This window comes from Desulfuromonas thiophila (assembly GCF_900101955.1).
Classification (GTDB): domain Bacteria; phylum Desulfobacterota; class Desulfuromonadia; order Desulfuromonadales; family Desulfuromonadaceae; genus Pseudodesulfuromonas; species Pseudodesulfuromonas thiophila.
Window position 1 is genome coordinate 15,824 of sequence record NZ_FNAQ01000012.1, and the last position, 15,547, is coordinate 31,370.

The following is a 15,547-nucleotide window of genomic DNA, read 5'->3' on the forward strand; positions in this document are numbered from 1 at the left end:
TCCTATTCCCCCTGTTGGATAGCACGAACGATCGCATCAGCGATCACAATGGTGGCGGACTGGCGCAGCTGCTCCAGCGTCTGGCTGACAGCCTCCTCTTGCCGCCGGGTCAGTACCTGAGCTCGCAACCGTTCGGCCTCTTCGGCGCTGAGCCGGGTCGGATCGGCCGCTTCGAGCTGCTTCAGACGCACCAGATAATACTGGTCGGCCTGGGCATAAAGTTCAGCAGCCAGAGGCTGTTCCGGCGTCAGGCGAAAAGCCGCTTCCGCCAGCTGAGCCTGTTGGCCAATTTTGGGGATAAAATCACCCAGACTGCGACTGAACAAGCCGGTTTCTTCCAGTTTGGCGCCAGCTGGCAAAACCTGCTGCAGGTCTGCACCTTCGCGCGCCGCCTGCAAGGCCTTCTCGCCGGCCTGACGAGCCAGTTCCGTCGCTCGCTCGCGCCGCAGGGTCTGCCGCAGGGCCTCCTGTACCTGCTCCAGTGGCGGGATTTCGCTGGGCAGCCGTTCGGCCACCTGACACAGATAAACCGCGCCGCCCACCCGCTGAGGCGGCAACAGACTGCCAACCTCCGCTTCAAAAGCCAACCGCTGCAGTTCGGGCTGATCGCCAAACACCGCCAGCGGCTGCTGCTGGCTGAACAGTTCCGTCGTCAATGGCGCCAGTCCCAGTTGCTGGGCCGCACCCACCATGCCGGCGCCCTTGCGATTCATATTGTAGGCATCCAGCGCCTTTTCGTAGGCCAGTTGCTGCGCCAGTTCGGCACGCAGGCCCTCTTCCACCTCGGGACGCACACTTTCCAGACTTTTGACGCCCGCCTCGACATGTTCAATGCCCTGCAACACATGGTAACCGTAAGGCGTCTCGACCGGTGCACTGATTTCTCCCGGCGCCAGAGCAAAGGCAGCCTCCTCGAAAGCGGCAACCATGACACCGCGAGGAAACAGGCCCAGATCGCCACCCTTGCCTGCAGTCGCCTTGTCGTCCGAATGGCGCTGCGCCAGTTCGGCGAAGGGCTCGGCTGCCGCCCGCTGCCGCAGGCTTTCGGCTAACGCACGTTTTTCCTCTCGTTCCGCATCGCTGGCATCCTCGGGCACAGCCAGCAGAATATGGGCAACACGCACCTGTTCTGGCACCGAATAACGACCGATCTGACGGCGGTAATAACGTTCCAGCGCCGTTTCGTCAATGGCCACCTCGCCCTGCAACGTGCCACTGTCGAGTTGGACATAGTCCAGGCGCGCACGCGGTGGCTGGCGGAACTGCTCACCACGCTCGGCATAGGCCCGCGCCACCTCGGCATCGGCCACATCGGCCTGGGCCAGGAACGCCTCAGGAGCAAAACGGACAAACTGCAGGTTGATCTTCTCCTGCTCGACACGGTAAGCCTCGGCCACGTCGGCATCACTGACCGTTATGGCCGAACGCAACTGCCAGCGCACCCTGTCCGCCAGCAACTGATTCTCCTGCAAGGCTTCAAACTGTTCGGGGGTCATGCGCTGATAGGCCAACACCTCCAGATAACGCTGTTTGCTGAACTGACCCTCCTGCTGGAAGGCCTCAATCTCGGCGATGCTGGCAACAAGTTCATCACGACTGACCCGCACCCCCAGCGTACCGGCGTGCTGGCGCAACAGTGCCTGATCAATCAGCATATTGATGGCCTGACGGGTCAACCCCAGCTGTCGCTCCAGTTCCGGCGTGAAAGCCTGGCCATAAAGCGAGCGGTAGAGATTGTAAAGATTGCTGTGGGCCGAGCGAAAATCATCAAAGCTGATGGGTTCGCCATTGACCTCGGCCGCTGCCGTCTGCCGGCCCTGCGGATCGGTGCCCTTGCCCCAGACCAGAAAAATGGTGCCGATAAATGCGGCGATAATCGTCCAGAACACGACCTTGACAATGGTCGTTTTCTGCTTTCTGCGAATCAGGTCGAGCATGGACACTTTCTCCTTGTTGTCACAACGGTTTTGGGGTAAAAACAGCGTCGCATCTTAGATCATTCTCCCGACCGAATGCAACAGCATCTTTCGTAAAACGGCTTGAAACCAGAGCGGTTGTTCTGTTAGATTCTGCGGCTCCACCGGCCGGGAAGTCAGACCGTCATTCCCATTCCCCCGGCGCTGTCCGAAGCCACCTCGCAGAAAGTTTCCGACCATGCTGAACCTGTTCAATGCCCTGTGGGGCCTGTTTTCCAACGATCTGGCCATCGATCTGGGCACGGCCAACACCCTGGTCTACCTTAAAGGCAAGGGTATAGTCGTCAGCGAACCCTCGGTGGTGGCGGTTCAGAAGGAGCCCATGGGCGTGCGCAAGGTTCTGGCCGTCGGGGTCGAAGCCAAGAAGATGCTCGGCCGCACCCCCGGCAGCATTGTCGCCATCCGGCCGATGAAGGATGGCGTAATCGCCGACTTCGACATCACCGAGGAGATGCTGCGCCATTTCATTCACAAGGTACATCACCGCAAGGCCATGGTGCGACCCCGCATTGTGATCTGCGTACCGTCCGGCATCACCCAGGTGGAAAAACGCGCGGTCAAGGAATCCGCCGAGTCGGCCGGCGCCCGCGAGGTCTACCTGATTGAAGAACCGATGGCGGCCGCCATTGGCGCCGGACTGCCCATCACCGAAGCCCATGGCAACATGATCGTTGATATCGGTGGTGGCACCACCGAGGTGGCCATCATCTCACTGGCCGGCATCGTCTATGCCCAGAGCGTGCGAGTGGGTGGCGACAAACTTGATGAGGCCATCACCCAGCACCTTAAACGCAAATACAATATGCTGATCGGCGAACGGACCGCCGAGCAGATCAAGATCGAGATCGGCAGCGCCTATACTGGCGACGATGAACAGCGCATGCAGGTTAAGGGCCGCGACATGGTCACCGGTATCCCCCGCACCCTGGAAATCGGCTCGGAGGAGATCCGCGAGGCCCTGTCGGAAACGGTCAACGCCATCGTCGAAGCGGTGCGCGTGGCGCTGGAACGGACCCCCCCGGAACTGGCCGCCGATATCGTTGACCGCGGCATTGTGCTGGCCGGCGGTGGTGCCCTGCTGCGCAACCTGGACGCCCTGTTGCGGCGGGAAACAGGCCTGCCTGTGGTTATTGCCGAGGATCCGCTGTCCTGCGTCGTGCTGGGATCGGGCAAGGTACTTGACGAGCTTGATCTGCTGCGGCGGGTAGCCGTCTCCAGCTAGACGCGAGCCCTGCGTTCCCCTGGACCGTGCGCCTGAAGTCTCTCCCTCTTCTGCCGCCGGCGGCCCCGCAAGGCCGCGGCAAGGCCGGTCATGCGTGATTTTTTCCACCGACACAGGCTGTCCCTTTTCTTTCTGGCTCTGATTCTCGGTGCCCTGCTCCTGTATTCCAACGCCCTGCGGCAGAAACAACACACCAGCCTGTTCGAATCCCTCGTCCTCTCGCTGACCGCTCCCCTGCTTGAAGGCACCGATCAATTACGCTATCGCCTGCATCAGTTGTGGAGCGACTACCTGCATCTGGTTGCGGTACAAAAGCACAATCAGCACCTGCAACAGCAACTAGGCGAAGCCCGGCGGCAATTGGCCCTGCGCGAAGAAATGGCCCAGGAAAACATCCGCCTACTGGCCCTGCTGAACCTGCGCCAGGGTTTCAATCAACCCGGCCTGGCGGCTCGCGTCATCGCCGCCGATGCCGTCAGCTGGTTTCGCACTCTCACCATTGATCGCGGCCTAACAGACGGACTGCATGAGGGCGCCGCCGTCATCGCCCCCGCCGGCGTCGTCGGCCGCATCATCAAATGCACTAATCACAGTGCCCGCGTACTGCTGCTCACCGATGCCTCGTCCGCTGCGGCCGCGCTGGTGCAAGACAGCCGCACCCGCGGCGTGGTGCGGGGGCAGGGCAGCTATCTGAGCTTCGATTACGCCGACCGGCTCCACCCCATCAAAATCGGGGATCAGGTCGTTACGGCAGGCACCGGCGGAATTTTTCCCAAAGGCTTGCCCATCGGCAGCGTCAGCCGGGTTCAGCAGGAAAACTACGGCTTATTCCAGACAGTCGAAGTGCGGCCGGCCGTCGATTTCAGTCGTCTGGAAGAGGTTCTGGTCCTGCTGCCGGAGGCCCCTTGAAAACCTTGCTGTGCTGCATCCTGACCGCGCTGATACTGCTATGGTGCCAGATCGCTCTGTGGCCCCGCCTGCTTGCCCTGCCAGGCAGCGCCCCCAACCTGCTGCTGCTGCTGGTTCTGTACGCTGCCCTCCATGCCCCATTACTGCCGGGCACCAGTTGTGCCTGGGGCAGTGGCTGTCTGCTTGATGTCTTCAGCGGAACAACCCTGGGATTTCACGGCCTGATTTTTGTGCTGCTGTTCGCCATGGTGCGCCTGTCGACCGGCCAACTCAACCCGGAAAACCCCCTCCTGCTGCCGATGGTTGCCCTGATCGGCACATTGTTCTACAGCCTGCTGGGCATCTGCGTCCTGCTGTTGTTTGCCGAAGCCGATCAGGCCTGGTGGCTGCTGTTGCGCGAGCTGCCTCTACAACTGTTGCTCAACCTGCTGGCGGCGCTGCTGTTACGTCGACCATTTTCCCGGCTGTTGCACCCCATCAGCCGCACCACCCGGTAGACAGGACCCCCCGTCGTGCCTCTCAACGCTCCGGCGCCGGATGACGCCTGTCGCAAACGCCGCTTTGAACTTCTCCTGTTCGCCGCGGCACTGCTGTTTGTACTGCTGGCCCTGCGACTGTGGTACCTGCAGATCATCAGTGGCGATCGCTACGACCTGCTGGCCCGCAAGAATCGCACCCGCTCCATCCCGATCGCCGCGCCACGCGGCACCCTCTACGATCGTAACGGCGCCATCCTGGTGGACAGTCGCCCCGCCTTCAATGTTTCGGTCCTGCGCCAAGAGGTAGAGGATCTCGACGCCCTGCTGACCAGCCTGGCACAACGTCTCGATCTGCCGGTCGAGCAATTGCAACAAACCTGGCAGAGCCGGCGTTTCTATCCCCGCTATCGCCCCATTCCTCTGGCCGAGGACATCGATCGCACCCTAGTAGAGGAACTGGCGGAAAACGCCCTGCAGCTGCCAGGGCTCATCATTGAGGTCCAGCCCACCCGCGAATATCCCCATGGCGAGCTGGCCGCCCAGCTGTTCGGTCACATCGGCGCTATCAGTGAAAAGGAACTGCGGACTCTCACCGACCAGGGGTACCGCGGCGGCGACCAGATCGGCAAAAGCGGCCTGGAACGTCATCTGGAAGGCTATCTGCGCGGCCAGGAGGGTGAACGCCTGATCGAGGTCGACGTGCAAGGCCGTGAACTGCGCCAGCGCACCCAGCGGCCAGCCCAGCCCGGCAACCAGGTCATCCTGACCCTTGATCTGAACCTGCAGCGTCGCGCCGAGCAAGCCTTTGGCGATCAAGCCGGAGCAGCCGTGGCGCTGGATGTCCGCACCGGCGAGATCCTCGCCATGGTCAGCCGGCCGGCCTACGATCCGGCGCTGTTCGCCCGTGGTATCGGACAAAAAGCCTGGCAGCAACTGCTTGACGACCCGGATCATCCGTTGCAGAACCGTGCCATCAGCGGTCAGTACCCACCCGGCTCGACCTTCAAGATTGTTACCGCCCTGGCAGCCCTGCACGAGGGGGTGACCCGACCTGACGAGCTGATCCAGTGCGATGGTCGCCTGCGCATCGGCGAACGCGATTTCCGCTGCTGGAAGCGCACCGGCCACGGCCCGACCAATCTGATGAAAGCCCTGCGCGAAAGCTGCGATGTCTGGTTCTACGACATCTCCCTGCGTCTGGGTATCGACCGCATTGCCAAGATGGCCCGCCATCTTGGCTTGGACCAGAGCTATGGCTTGCCGCTGGACAACGAGCGCAGCGGTCTGATTCCCGACCGGGACTGGAAACGTGGCCGCTTTGGCAGCAGCTGGTATCCGGGCGAAACCGCCATCGCCGGAATCGGCCAGGGCTATGTTTTGGCCACCCCGCTGCAACTGGCCGTCATGACCGCCACGGTTGCCAATGGTGGCACCTTCTATCAGCCACAGCTACTGCGGCAGGTCAGAGACCATCAGGGCCGGATTCTTTTGCAGGAGCAGCCACGCGTCCGCCATCAGGTCCGCTTCACCGGACAGCACCTGCAGGCGGTGCGGCAAGCCCTTGAAGCCGTGGTGGGAGACCCCCGAGGCACCGGCAAGGCCTGTCGCCTGCCCGGCATCGCCGTTGCCGGCAAAACCGGCACTGCCCAGGTGGTCCGACTGAAGGACGATCTGCCGGGGCATAAAAAGCTGGCAGACGACGAAATTGCTTACCGCCTGCGGGATCATGCCCTGTTTGTCGCCTATGCACCCGCCGAAGACGCGGAAATTGCCGTGGCCGTCATCGTGGAACACGGCCAGCACGGCAGCAGCGCCGCGGCACCCATTGCCCGTGAAATTCTGGCTGAATACTTTGGCATTGCCGACCCGCAGCCGGACAGCACTGCAGGTCAGGAGGAGTGACACCGCCCATGTTCGATCGTCGCCTGCTCACCCACATTGACAGTCCGCTGCTTCTGCTGCTGCTCGTTACCGCCGCCCTGGGCATTCTCAATCTGTACAGCTCAACCTCCAACTGGAACCTGGCCGGTACCGCTGTCTACATCCGGCAGGCCTACTGGCTGGGGCTGGGGTTCGGGCTGGCTTTACTGGTCAGCCTGGTGGATTACCGCCATCTTTACCATGCGGCACCCTTTGCCTATCTCGCGGTGGTCGGCTTGCTGGCTTTTGTGCTGCTGTTCGGCAAAACCAGCATGGGCGCGACACGCTGGATCGATCTGGGGCCATTTCACCTTCAACCCAGCGAAATCATGAAACCAGTCATGGTAATGATGCTGGCGCGCTATTTCAGTCGCCAAGAAAACCCGTTCGGTCACAGCCTGCGTGACCTACTGCTGCCCGGCGCCCTGCTGGCACTGCCTCTGCTGCTGATCATGAAGCAGCCGGATCTGGGCACGGCCCTGCTGCTGCTGTTCATCGGCAGCACCATGATCCTATTTGCCGGGGTGCGCCGCGCCACCCTGGCAGGGCTGGCCGGACTGGCCGTCGCAGCGGCCGGCGGCGGCTGGTTTCTCTTGCACGACTATCAGAAACAGCGCATCCTTACCTTTCTCAACCCCGACCGCGACCCGCTCGGCGCCGGCTATCACATTATCCAGTCGAAGATCGCTGTCGGCAGCGGTGGTTTCTGGGGCAAGGGCTTCATGCAGGGCACCCAGTCACAGCTGTCGTTTCTGCCCGAACGCCATACCGATTTCGCCTTTTCAGTCTTTGCCGAGGAATGGGGCCTGATCGGCTGCCTGGTGCTGTTGGGACTGTATCTGCTGATTGTTGTGCGCGGCATCCTGATTGCTCGCAAGGCCGGCAGTCCCTTTGGAATGTATCTGGCCATCGGCATCACCGCCATGCTGTTCTGGCACATCAGTGTCAACCTGGCCATGGTCATCGGCCTGTTACCCGTGGTTGGCGTACCACTGCCCCTGTTCTCTTACGGTGGCACCTGCATGGTCACCACCATGATCGGTGTCGGCCTGCTCAACAATGTGGCCATGCGCCGCTTTATGTTCTGACACCCCGGCCGGGACGGCACGTCCCGGAAACCGGCCCGCAGGAGGGGCCATGCCGCCTTGCCGCCGCAGCCACTCAACGGCGCTGTACCCTGTTCTGCTGCTGTTGTGTCTAAGCAGCGGCATTCTGCTGGCCGACCGGCTAACAGCACCCGCCGGACTCCTTCATCCCCTGGCCCTGGCCCTGCCGCTGATACTGCTCGGCAGAAACCGGCACATCGCATTGGCGCTGCTGAGCCTGGTTGCCGGCTATCTGCTGACCAGCCTGGCGCTGCAGCCCGCGCCTGCGGCCCTGCAGGCTCTCGACGGCGAGCAGGTACGGCTGCAGGGACAGGTTCTGCATCTTGAGCGCTTACCCGAAGGTTGGCGCCTGGTGTTGGCAGCATCCCATCTCGACGGCCTGTCCACCGACCCGACCTCGCCGGCTTCTCAACCGAGCCGCCCGGTCCGCCTGCAATTACGGGTACTGGCCGGCCCCTGTTCGCTCTTGCCAGGTGATCGCATCGCTACGCTGGCCCGCCTGCGCCTGCCGCGCCGTTTTGGCACCCCCGGCGCCTTCGACGGGCCACGCCACCTGGCACAGCAAAACATTGAGCTAACCGGTATCATTCCCGATTCAGGCACCATTGTCCGCCTGGCCCAGCCTGCCCAAGCCACCTGGCCTTTTGCCGTGGCGCGCTGGCGCGCTCGACAGATCGACCAGCTGCTCACACGTCTGCCGCCCGACCAGGGCGCCCTGGTACTCAGTCTGACCCTGGGTGAGGCCTGCCTGCTCAGCCAGGCCCAGCGCGATCGTTTGGCCCGGACCGGCCTGTCACACCTGTTCGCCATCTCGGGATTGCATCTGGGGCTGGTGGCCGGCGCCGTCATGCTGCTGGTGCAACGTCTCTATCGCCGCAGCACCCGCCTGCTGCTGTGGCAGCCCGCCCAACGCCTGGTGCCACTGCTGAGTCTGCCCATCGTCCTGCTCTATCTGGCCCTCAGCGGCGCCTCCCTGCCCGGCTGGCGCGCCGCCCTCATGCTGTGTCTGGGGCTGGCCCTGCTGTGGTGGCAACGCACCTGCGCTCCCATCCTGCTTCTGAATCTGGCGGCCGTGCTGTTGTTGCTGGCCAACCCTCTGGCCCTGTTCAGCGCCTCCTTTCAGCTGTCCTTCGCCGCCGTAGCCGCCCTGTTGCTGGTACTGCCGGCATGGCACCGCCGGCTGGCCGGCCAGGTGCTGCGTTGGCCGGCGTTGCTGCTACTGACCAATCTGACCGCCAGCCTGGCAACCCTGCCCCTGACCCTGGCACATTTCCACTGGGCGGGGGCTGCCGGCCTGCTGACCAACCTGCTGGCACTGCCACTGATCAGCTTTGTGGTCCTGCCGTTATGCCTGCTGGCACTGCCGTTACTCTCCGTATGGCCAAGGGCGGCACAGACGCTGCTGCAGGGCAGTGGCACACTGCTCGAAACCCTTCTGGGCCTGTGCGACAGGCTGGCACAGGGACCGCTGGCGGGTGGCTTTTTCTACCTCAACCCCGTGCAACTGGCCGTCACCATGGCCCTGTGTCTGACCCTGCTGCTGCTTCTGGCCGGGCGCTGGCGCCAGACACCCGTGCTGCTGGCCTTGCTGCTCTTGCTGACCGGAGTTGCCCAGCAGCGTCCCGCCGCCCCGGTCGGGCTGCAACTGGTGCAACTCAGTGTTGGTCAGGGCGAGGCCCAGTTGCTTCGCACGCCGCAGGGTCGCAACTACCTGATCGACGGCGGTGGCTTGCCGCACAGCGATTTCGATGTCGGCCGACGGCTGCTGGCGCCAGCCCTGGCACGACTGGGGGTGCGACAGCTCGATGCGGTGCTGCTGACCCATGACCACCCCGACCATCGGGATGGTCTGCGCCATATCCTGGCGGCTTTCCCGGTGCGAGCCTTCTACAGTCCGTTGGCCTGCGACGACCTGGATAACCAGCTGCGCGCCGCCATCGAGCGACAAGGCATTGCCTGTCACCAGACCTCGCCAGGCTGGCAGCCCTTTGCTGAAGGAATCTGGCTATTCACGCCAGCACAACAGGGCCGCAACCTCAATGACCGTTCCCTGGCCCTATACGCCCGGTTGGGCAACGACGGCCTGTTGCTGACCGGTGATCTCGAAGCGGCCGGCATGCGCCAGCTGCTGGGCGGTCCCCTGCCCGGCCCGCTGACCCTGCTCAATTTGCCCCATCACGGCAGCCGGCGTTCCTGGCCGGCCGATCTGACCTGGCCGGCAGACTGCAGGCAGGCAACCGTCAGCGTCGGTCATCATAACCGCTTCGGCTTTCCCCATGCCCAGGTGCTACAGCGCCTTGACCGGGCCGGTGTCCATTTGTGGCGTACCGACCGCGATGGCACCATCGTGGCGACCAGCACTGGCCAGGGCTGGCATATCCGCTGCGACTGGCCGCCCTTGCGCCATCCGTTCCCCGTACAGGCTTTTTTCCGCCCAGGGCTTCCCTTGGCCCGGCAATTGCTGTATTAAAAGGCCTCGCCAAATAGCCTCGCCCCGGCCGGACCAGGTTGCCCTGCCGCCGGGTTCAGATCCCTTTGCCACAAAAGGAGTTTTTCCGTGAGCATCACCGGCATCAAAGGCATGAACGACATCCTGCCGCAATCCGTCGCCACCTGGCAGTTTCTCGAACAACAGGCCCGGGCCATTTTCTCCGTCTACGGCTTTGAGGAAATCCGGGTTCCGGTGGTTGAGAAAACCGAGCTGTTCTGCCGTTCCATCGGGGAAACCACTGACATTGTTGAAAAGGAGATGTACAGCTTCACCGACCGCAATGACCTGAGCCTGACCCTGCGACCGGAGGGCACCGCGCCGGTCATGCGCGCCTTTATCGAACACCGACTGCACAACCGCGATGCCCTGAACAAGCTGTATTACCTTGGCCCCATGTTTCGCTACGAACGGCCCCAGAAAGGCCGTTACCGCCAGTTTCACCAGATCGGCGCCGAGGTCATCGGGCTGGACGATCCCCGTATCGACGCCCAGGTGCTGGCGATGTTGAGCCATTATTTTGACGCTGTCGGCATTTCCGCCGTCAGCCTGCAGATCAACTCCCTCGGCTGTCCCAAGTGCCGGCCTGGCTACCGCCAGCAGCTCATCGACTTTCTGAGCCAGCGCCTCGATTCCCTGTGCGACGACTGCCGCCGTCGCTACGGCAGCAACCCGTTGCGGGTGCTCGACTGCAAGGCGACCGGCTGCCGTCAGGCGACCGAGCAGGCACCATCGGTGCTTGACCACCTATGCCCGGAATGTAACGACCACTTCAGCCGCCTGCAGCAACATCTGACCGAGCTGCAGGTGCCCTACAGCATCAATCCCCGCATGGTACGCGGACTCGACTACTACACCAAGACCACCTTTGAGATGGTCACCGGCGCCCTCGGTGCCCAGAACGCTGTTGCCGCCGGTGGCCGTTATGACGGCCTCATCGCGCAATTGGGAGGACCGGATCTGCCCGGCATCGGCTTTGCCATGGGCGTGGAGCGGCTGGCGCTGCTGCTGGGCGAGGACGCCATCGCCAGCCCGTCACCCGATCTGTTCATTGCCGCCCTCGGCGAGGCCGCCGCGCGCCAGGCCTTTATCTGGCTGCACCAACTGCAGCGGGCCGGACTTCAGGCCGACATGGATTTCAGCGGCAAGAGCCTCAAGGCCCAGATGCGTCGCGCTGACAAACTGGGCAGCCGTTTCACCCTGGTGCTCGGCGACGACGAATTGGCCAGCGGCCAGGCCCAGCTCAAACGCATGGCCGATGGCCAGCAAAGCCCGATCGAGCTTGATCAACTAACGACCCAGCTACGGGCAGCCCTTGACGCCGCTGCGGCCGCCTCGCTATAATCGCGCGTTCTTTTCCCGCCTGCGGGCGGGTTGTCGCATTTATTTGACCTCTCCGGCACCCCCGGCAACCCCTTATTGGGAGGGCACCCCCTTGAACACGCCCCTGCATGACACCCTCGGCACCTGGAAACGCAGCCATTACTGCGGTGAACTGACAAGCGCCCACATCGGCCAGCAGGTCTGCCTGATGGGCTGGGTCCAACGCCGCCGCGACCACGGCGGTCTGATCTTCATCGACCTGCGTGACCGCGAAGGCATCACGCAGCTGGCCCTCGACCCGGACCGCGATCCGCAGGCCCACAGCAAGGCCGACCGGGTACGCAGTGAATACGTCATCGCCGTCATCGGCACGGTGTCGGCCCGCCCTGAAGGCACGGTCAATCCGAAAATGAAAACCGGCGAGATCGAAATCGAGGTGGCACAGCTGAAGATTCTCAACAGCGCCAAGACACCGCCTTTCGGGCTCGATGAGTACACCGAGGTGGCCGAGAATATCCGCCTGAAGCACCGTTATCTTGACCTGCGCCGACCGGCTCTGCAGAAAAACCTGATGCTGCGCCACCGCGTGGCACGTACCGTGCGCACCTATCTCGACGCGCAGGGCTTTCTTGAAATTGAAACCCCGGTACTGACCAAAAGTACCCCCGAGGGTGCGCGCGACTATCTGGTGCCAAGCCGGGTCAACGGCGGTTGTTTCTTCGCCCTGCCGCAGTCGCCGCAATTATTCAAACAGCTGCTGATGGTATCTGGATATGACCGCTACTGCCAGATCGTCAAATGCTTCCGCGACGAGGATCTGCGTGCCGACCGCCAGCCGGAGTTCACCCAGATCGACTGTGAGATGAGCTTTGTCGACGCCGATGATGTCATCACCACCATGGAAAAGATGATTGCCCAGGTGTTCCGCGACTGTCTCGGTGTCGAGGTGACGACCCCGATGGCCCGCATGACCTATGCCGAAGCCATGACCCGCTTCGGGGTCGATAATCCCGACCTGCGCTTCGGCCTGGAGCTGATTGAACTGACCGACCTGGTGGCCAACTGCGGCTTCAAGGTCTTTGCCGAGGTAGCGGCAAGCGGCGGTCTGGTCAAGGCGATCAACGTCAAGGGCGGCGCCGGCTTCTCGCGCAAGGACCTTGACGAACTGACCGATTTCGTCAAGATCTACGGCGCCAAGGGCCTGGCCTGGGTCAAGATCACCGAAGAAGGCTGGCAGTCACCCATCGCCAAGTTCTTCACCCCGACCGAACTCGACGCCCTCGGCCAGCGCCTTGACGCTGCCCAGGGCGACCTGCTGCTGTTCGTCGCCGACAATCCCCGCATCACCAACGAGGCTCTTGGCCGCCTGCGTGGTCATCTCGGCCAGCGCCTCGGCCTTGCGGCGAAAGACGATTACCGCTTTGTCTGGGTTACGGACTTTCCGTTACTGGAATGGGACGAGGAAAACCAGCGCCATGCCGCCGTTCACCATCCCTTTACCGCACCGCGCGACCAGGACCTGCCGCTGCTTGACAGCAATCCGGCAGCCGCCTGCGCCAAGGCCTACGATCTGGTACTCAATGGTTCTGAAATCGGTGGCGGCAGCATTCGTATCCACGACCAGGCCATCCAGAGCAAGATGTTCGCCCTGCTCGGCATCGGCGAGGAAGAGGCGCGGGAAAAATTCGGCTTCCTGCTTGATGCCCTCGAATACGGAGCACCGCCTCACGGCGGCCTGGCCTTTGGTCTCGACCGGCTGGTCATGATTCTGACCGGCTCGGACTCCATCCGCGACGTCATCGCCTTTCCCAAGACCCAGAAAGCCACCTGCCTGCTGTCCGGGGCTCCGGGCGAGGTCGACGAGAAACAGCTGCAGGAACTGTCGATCCGTCTGCGCTTGCGCAAAAAAGAGCAATAGATCCTACGTGTACCGTCGCACAGGTCGGTTTTCGGACCGGCCTGTGCCACAGTCCCTCTGCCGCCATCAAGGAAGCCCATGCCGTCCGTTGCGCGCCGCCTGTCCTGTCAGAGGATTCTCCTGCCGTTGGCTGTTCTGGTCATCACCAGCCTGCATGGTTGCAGCCTGGCGCCCCAGGCCGAACTCAAGCAGGCTCGCGAAGCCTTTCGGCTGACGCAACAGGAAGCAGGACCGCGCTATAGTCCCGAATTGACTCGTGCCGCCAAACGGGCACTGGTCAAGGGGCGCCTGCTGTACGATCAGGGCCGGCACCAGAGCTCCGCCCGTTTGCTCGAACTGGCCCAACAGCTGTCGTTGCAGGCCGTGATCGACAGCCGCCTGCAGCACCAGCGCCTGCTGCAGTTGCAAGGCGGTCTCCATGCGTCACGCCGAGCCGATTGGATTTTGCAGCTGCAACCTGTTGTCACGCCCCCCACCTTGCCGGTGCTACCGCCGCCGGCCCCAGCCGCACCGGCAGCAGATCCCCGACCTGCCGCCTCTGTCTCCAAGGCACCCGTCACGGAACACCGGGTACGGGATGGGGAAACCCTTTCCAGTATTGCCGCCCAGCGCAGCGTCTACGGCGACGGCCTGTTATGGCCGCTGCTGTACCGCGCCAACCGCGACCAAATCAAAGATCCCCGCCAGATCTATCCGGGCCAGATCCTCACCATTCCACGCGGCCAGTCGGCCGCCGATCTGGAAAATGCCCGCGAAACGGCCCGTCAGTCGGGGCTGTTTTTGCCCGGAGAGAACCCGGCGCAAGAGCCCCGACTGTCAAAGTGAATTTACTTGACAGCCCCAGGCCTTTTGCATACGGTATACAACGTTTGTCGGCGCCGCCCGTGCGGCGTCGGGCAGCCCGCTGCGAATCGCAACAATGTCCAGCACGCTGCTCTGCACAACGCCGCTTTCGGCCCGATCCGTCGACTCCTCAGTGAAAGGCACGACGCTATCCATGCCCAGCCCGATCGCGAACCCACGAACCTCAGCCCGACAGGCTTCCCGCGAAGCTGCGGAACAGCTGTGACCCTGCAATCGACCCGTGCCGGTACGACTTCTGTGAAGTTGTACCGGCTTTTGTTCATTTAATCGCAACATAAGGAGAGAGAGACATGGCAAGAGCAAAAATTTCCCTGATCGGTGGCGGTCAAATCGGTGGTGTTCTGGCCCAGCTGTGCGCCCTGCGCGAACTGGGTGACGTGGTTCTGTTCGATATCGTTGAGAACATGCCGCAGGGCAAAATGCTCGACATCGCTGAGGTTGCCCGCGTTGATCAGTTCGACGTCAATCTGAAAGGCACCAACAGCTACGCCGACATCGCCGGTTCGGACATCGTTATCGTTACCGCAGGCCTGCCGCGCAAGCCCGGCATGAGCCGTGATGACCTGCTCGGCGTTAACGCCAAGATCATGAAGCAGGTTTCCGAAGGTATCAAGCAGTATGCACCGGAGTCCTTCGTCATCATCATCTCCAATCCCCTCGACGCCATGGTCACCCTGTGCCAGAAGATCACCGGCTTCCCGCCGGAGCGCGTCATGGGTCAGGCCGGCGTGCTCGACTCGAACCGCTTCTGCTCCTTCATCGCCTGGGAACTGGGCGTGTCGGTACGCGACGTCAACGCCATGGTGCTTGGCGGCCATGGCGACACCATGGTCCCCATCGTGCGCTATGCCAACGTCAACGGCATTCCCGTGATGGAGCAGCTGGTCCGCAAGTACGGCGAAGCCAAGGCCAAGGAAGTGATGACCGCCATGGTTGAGCGTACCAAGATGGCCGGCGGCGAAGTCGTCAAACTGCTCGGCAACGGTTCGGCCTTCTACAGCCCGGCTTCCTCGGCCATTGCCATGGCAGAAGCCATCCTGCGCGACCAGAAGCGCGTACTGCCGACCTGCGCCCTGCTCAAGGGTGAGTTCGGTGTTGACAACTACTATGTCGGCGTGCCTTGCATCCTCGGCGCTGGCGGCATTGAAGGCATCATGGAATTTGAGTTGGACGCTGAAGAGCAGGCACTGTTCGACAACTCGGTCGCTGCCGTTAAAGGCCTGATCGACGAACTGCCCAGCATTCTGCCGGACATGGCAGCCCTGCTGAAGTAATTTTCGGCACAGCCTGCAGGTACCACAACAAGGGCAATGGCAACATTGCCCTTGTTGCTTGTCAGTAA

The 15,547-nt window shown here is 62.6% G+C and carries 11 protein-coding genes; 10 read left to right on the forward strand and 1 reads right to left on the reverse strand.

The window, feature by feature from the left end; translation table 11 throughout:
* Positions 1 to 2: 2 nt before the first annotated feature.
* Positions 3 to 1,937, reverse strand: coding sequence for a SurA N-terminal domain-containing protein (locus tag BLR80_RS09500; RefSeq protein WP_092079210.1), 1,935 nt, complete (start codon positions 1,935 to 1,937; stop codon positions 3 to 5).
* A 217-nt stretch (positions 1,938 to 2,154) separates the two neighbouring features.
* Here BLR80_RS09500 and BLR80_RS09505 point away from each other — a divergent pair, with 217 nt between their 5' ends.
* The 10 genes from BLR80_RS09505 (at position 2,155) to mdh (ending at position 15,479) form a co-directional block, all read left to right on the forward strand.
* Complete coding sequence (locus tag BLR80_RS09505) at positions 2,155 to 3,198, forward strand: rod shape-determining protein (protein ID WP_092079213.1); 1,044 nt, start codon at positions 2,155 to 2,157, stop codon at positions 3,196 to 3,198.
* A 90-nt stretch (positions 3,199 to 3,288) separates the two neighbouring features.
* Complete coding sequence (mreC, locus tag BLR80_RS09510) at positions 3,289 to 4,107, forward strand: rod shape-determining protein MreC (RefSeq protein ID WP_092079216.1); 819 nt, start codon at positions 3,289 to 3,291, stop codon at positions 4,105 to 4,107.
* On the forward strand, positions 4,104 to 4,604 hold the full coding sequence (mreD, locus tag BLR80_RS09515; RefSeq protein ID WP_171906404.1) for a rod shape-determining protein MreD: 501 nt from the start codon (positions 4,104 to 4,106) through the stop codon (positions 4,602 to 4,604). Before mreC ends, mreD begins: the two co-directional genes overlap by 4 nt.
* A gap of 15 nt (positions 4,605 to 4,619) precedes the next feature.
* A complete protein-coding gene (gene mrdA, locus BLR80_RS09520) occupies positions 4,620 to 6,488 on the forward strand; it encodes a penicillin-binding protein 2 (RefSeq protein ID WP_092079222.1) in 1,869 nt (622 codons plus the stop codon).
* An 8-nt stretch (positions 6,489 to 6,496) separates the two neighbouring features.
* Positions 6,497 to 7,594 carry a rod shape-determining protein RodA gene (gene rodA, locus BLR80_RS09525; RefSeq protein WP_092079225.1) on the forward strand — a complete coding sequence of 366 codons (1,098 nt, stop codon included), beginning with the start codon at positions 6,497 to 6,499 and terminating at the stop codon, positions 7,592 to 7,594.
* Positions 7,595 to 7,643: 49 nt separating this feature from the next.
* Positions 7,644 to 10,082 (forward strand): DNA internalization-related competence protein ComEC/Rec2, encoded by a 2,439-nt coding sequence (locus BLR80_RS09530; protein WP_171906405.1) that lies wholly within the window; start codon positions 7,644 to 7,646, stop codon positions 10,080 to 10,082.
* 111 nt (positions 10,083 to 10,193) lie between these two features.
* Positions 10,194 to 11,444, forward strand: coding sequence for a histidine--tRNA ligase (hisS, locus tag BLR80_RS09535; RefSeq protein ID WP_216095201.1), 1,251 nt, complete (start codon positions 10,194 to 10,196; stop codon positions 11,442 to 11,444).
* 103 nt (positions 11,445 to 11,547) lie between these two features.
* Positions 11,548 to 13,341, forward strand: a complete 1,794-nt coding sequence (aspS, locus tag BLR80_RS09540) for an aspartate--tRNA ligase (RefSeq protein WP_092079337.1) — start codon at positions 11,548 to 11,550, stop codon at positions 13,339 to 13,341.
* Between the two features lie 78 nt (positions 13,342 to 13,419).
* A complete protein-coding gene (locus tag BLR80_RS09545) occupies positions 13,420 to 14,166 on the forward strand; it encodes a LysM peptidoglycan-binding domain-containing protein (protein WP_092079234.1) in 747 nt (248 codons plus the stop codon).
* A gap of 329 nt (positions 14,167 to 14,495) precedes the next feature.
* Positions 14,496 to 15,479, forward strand: coding sequence for a malate dehydrogenase (gene mdh / locus BLR80_RS09550; RefSeq protein ID WP_092079236.1), 984 nt, complete (start codon positions 14,496 to 14,498; stop codon positions 15,477 to 15,479).
* The last annotated feature ends 68 nt before the right edge of the window (positions 15,480 to 15,547 follow it).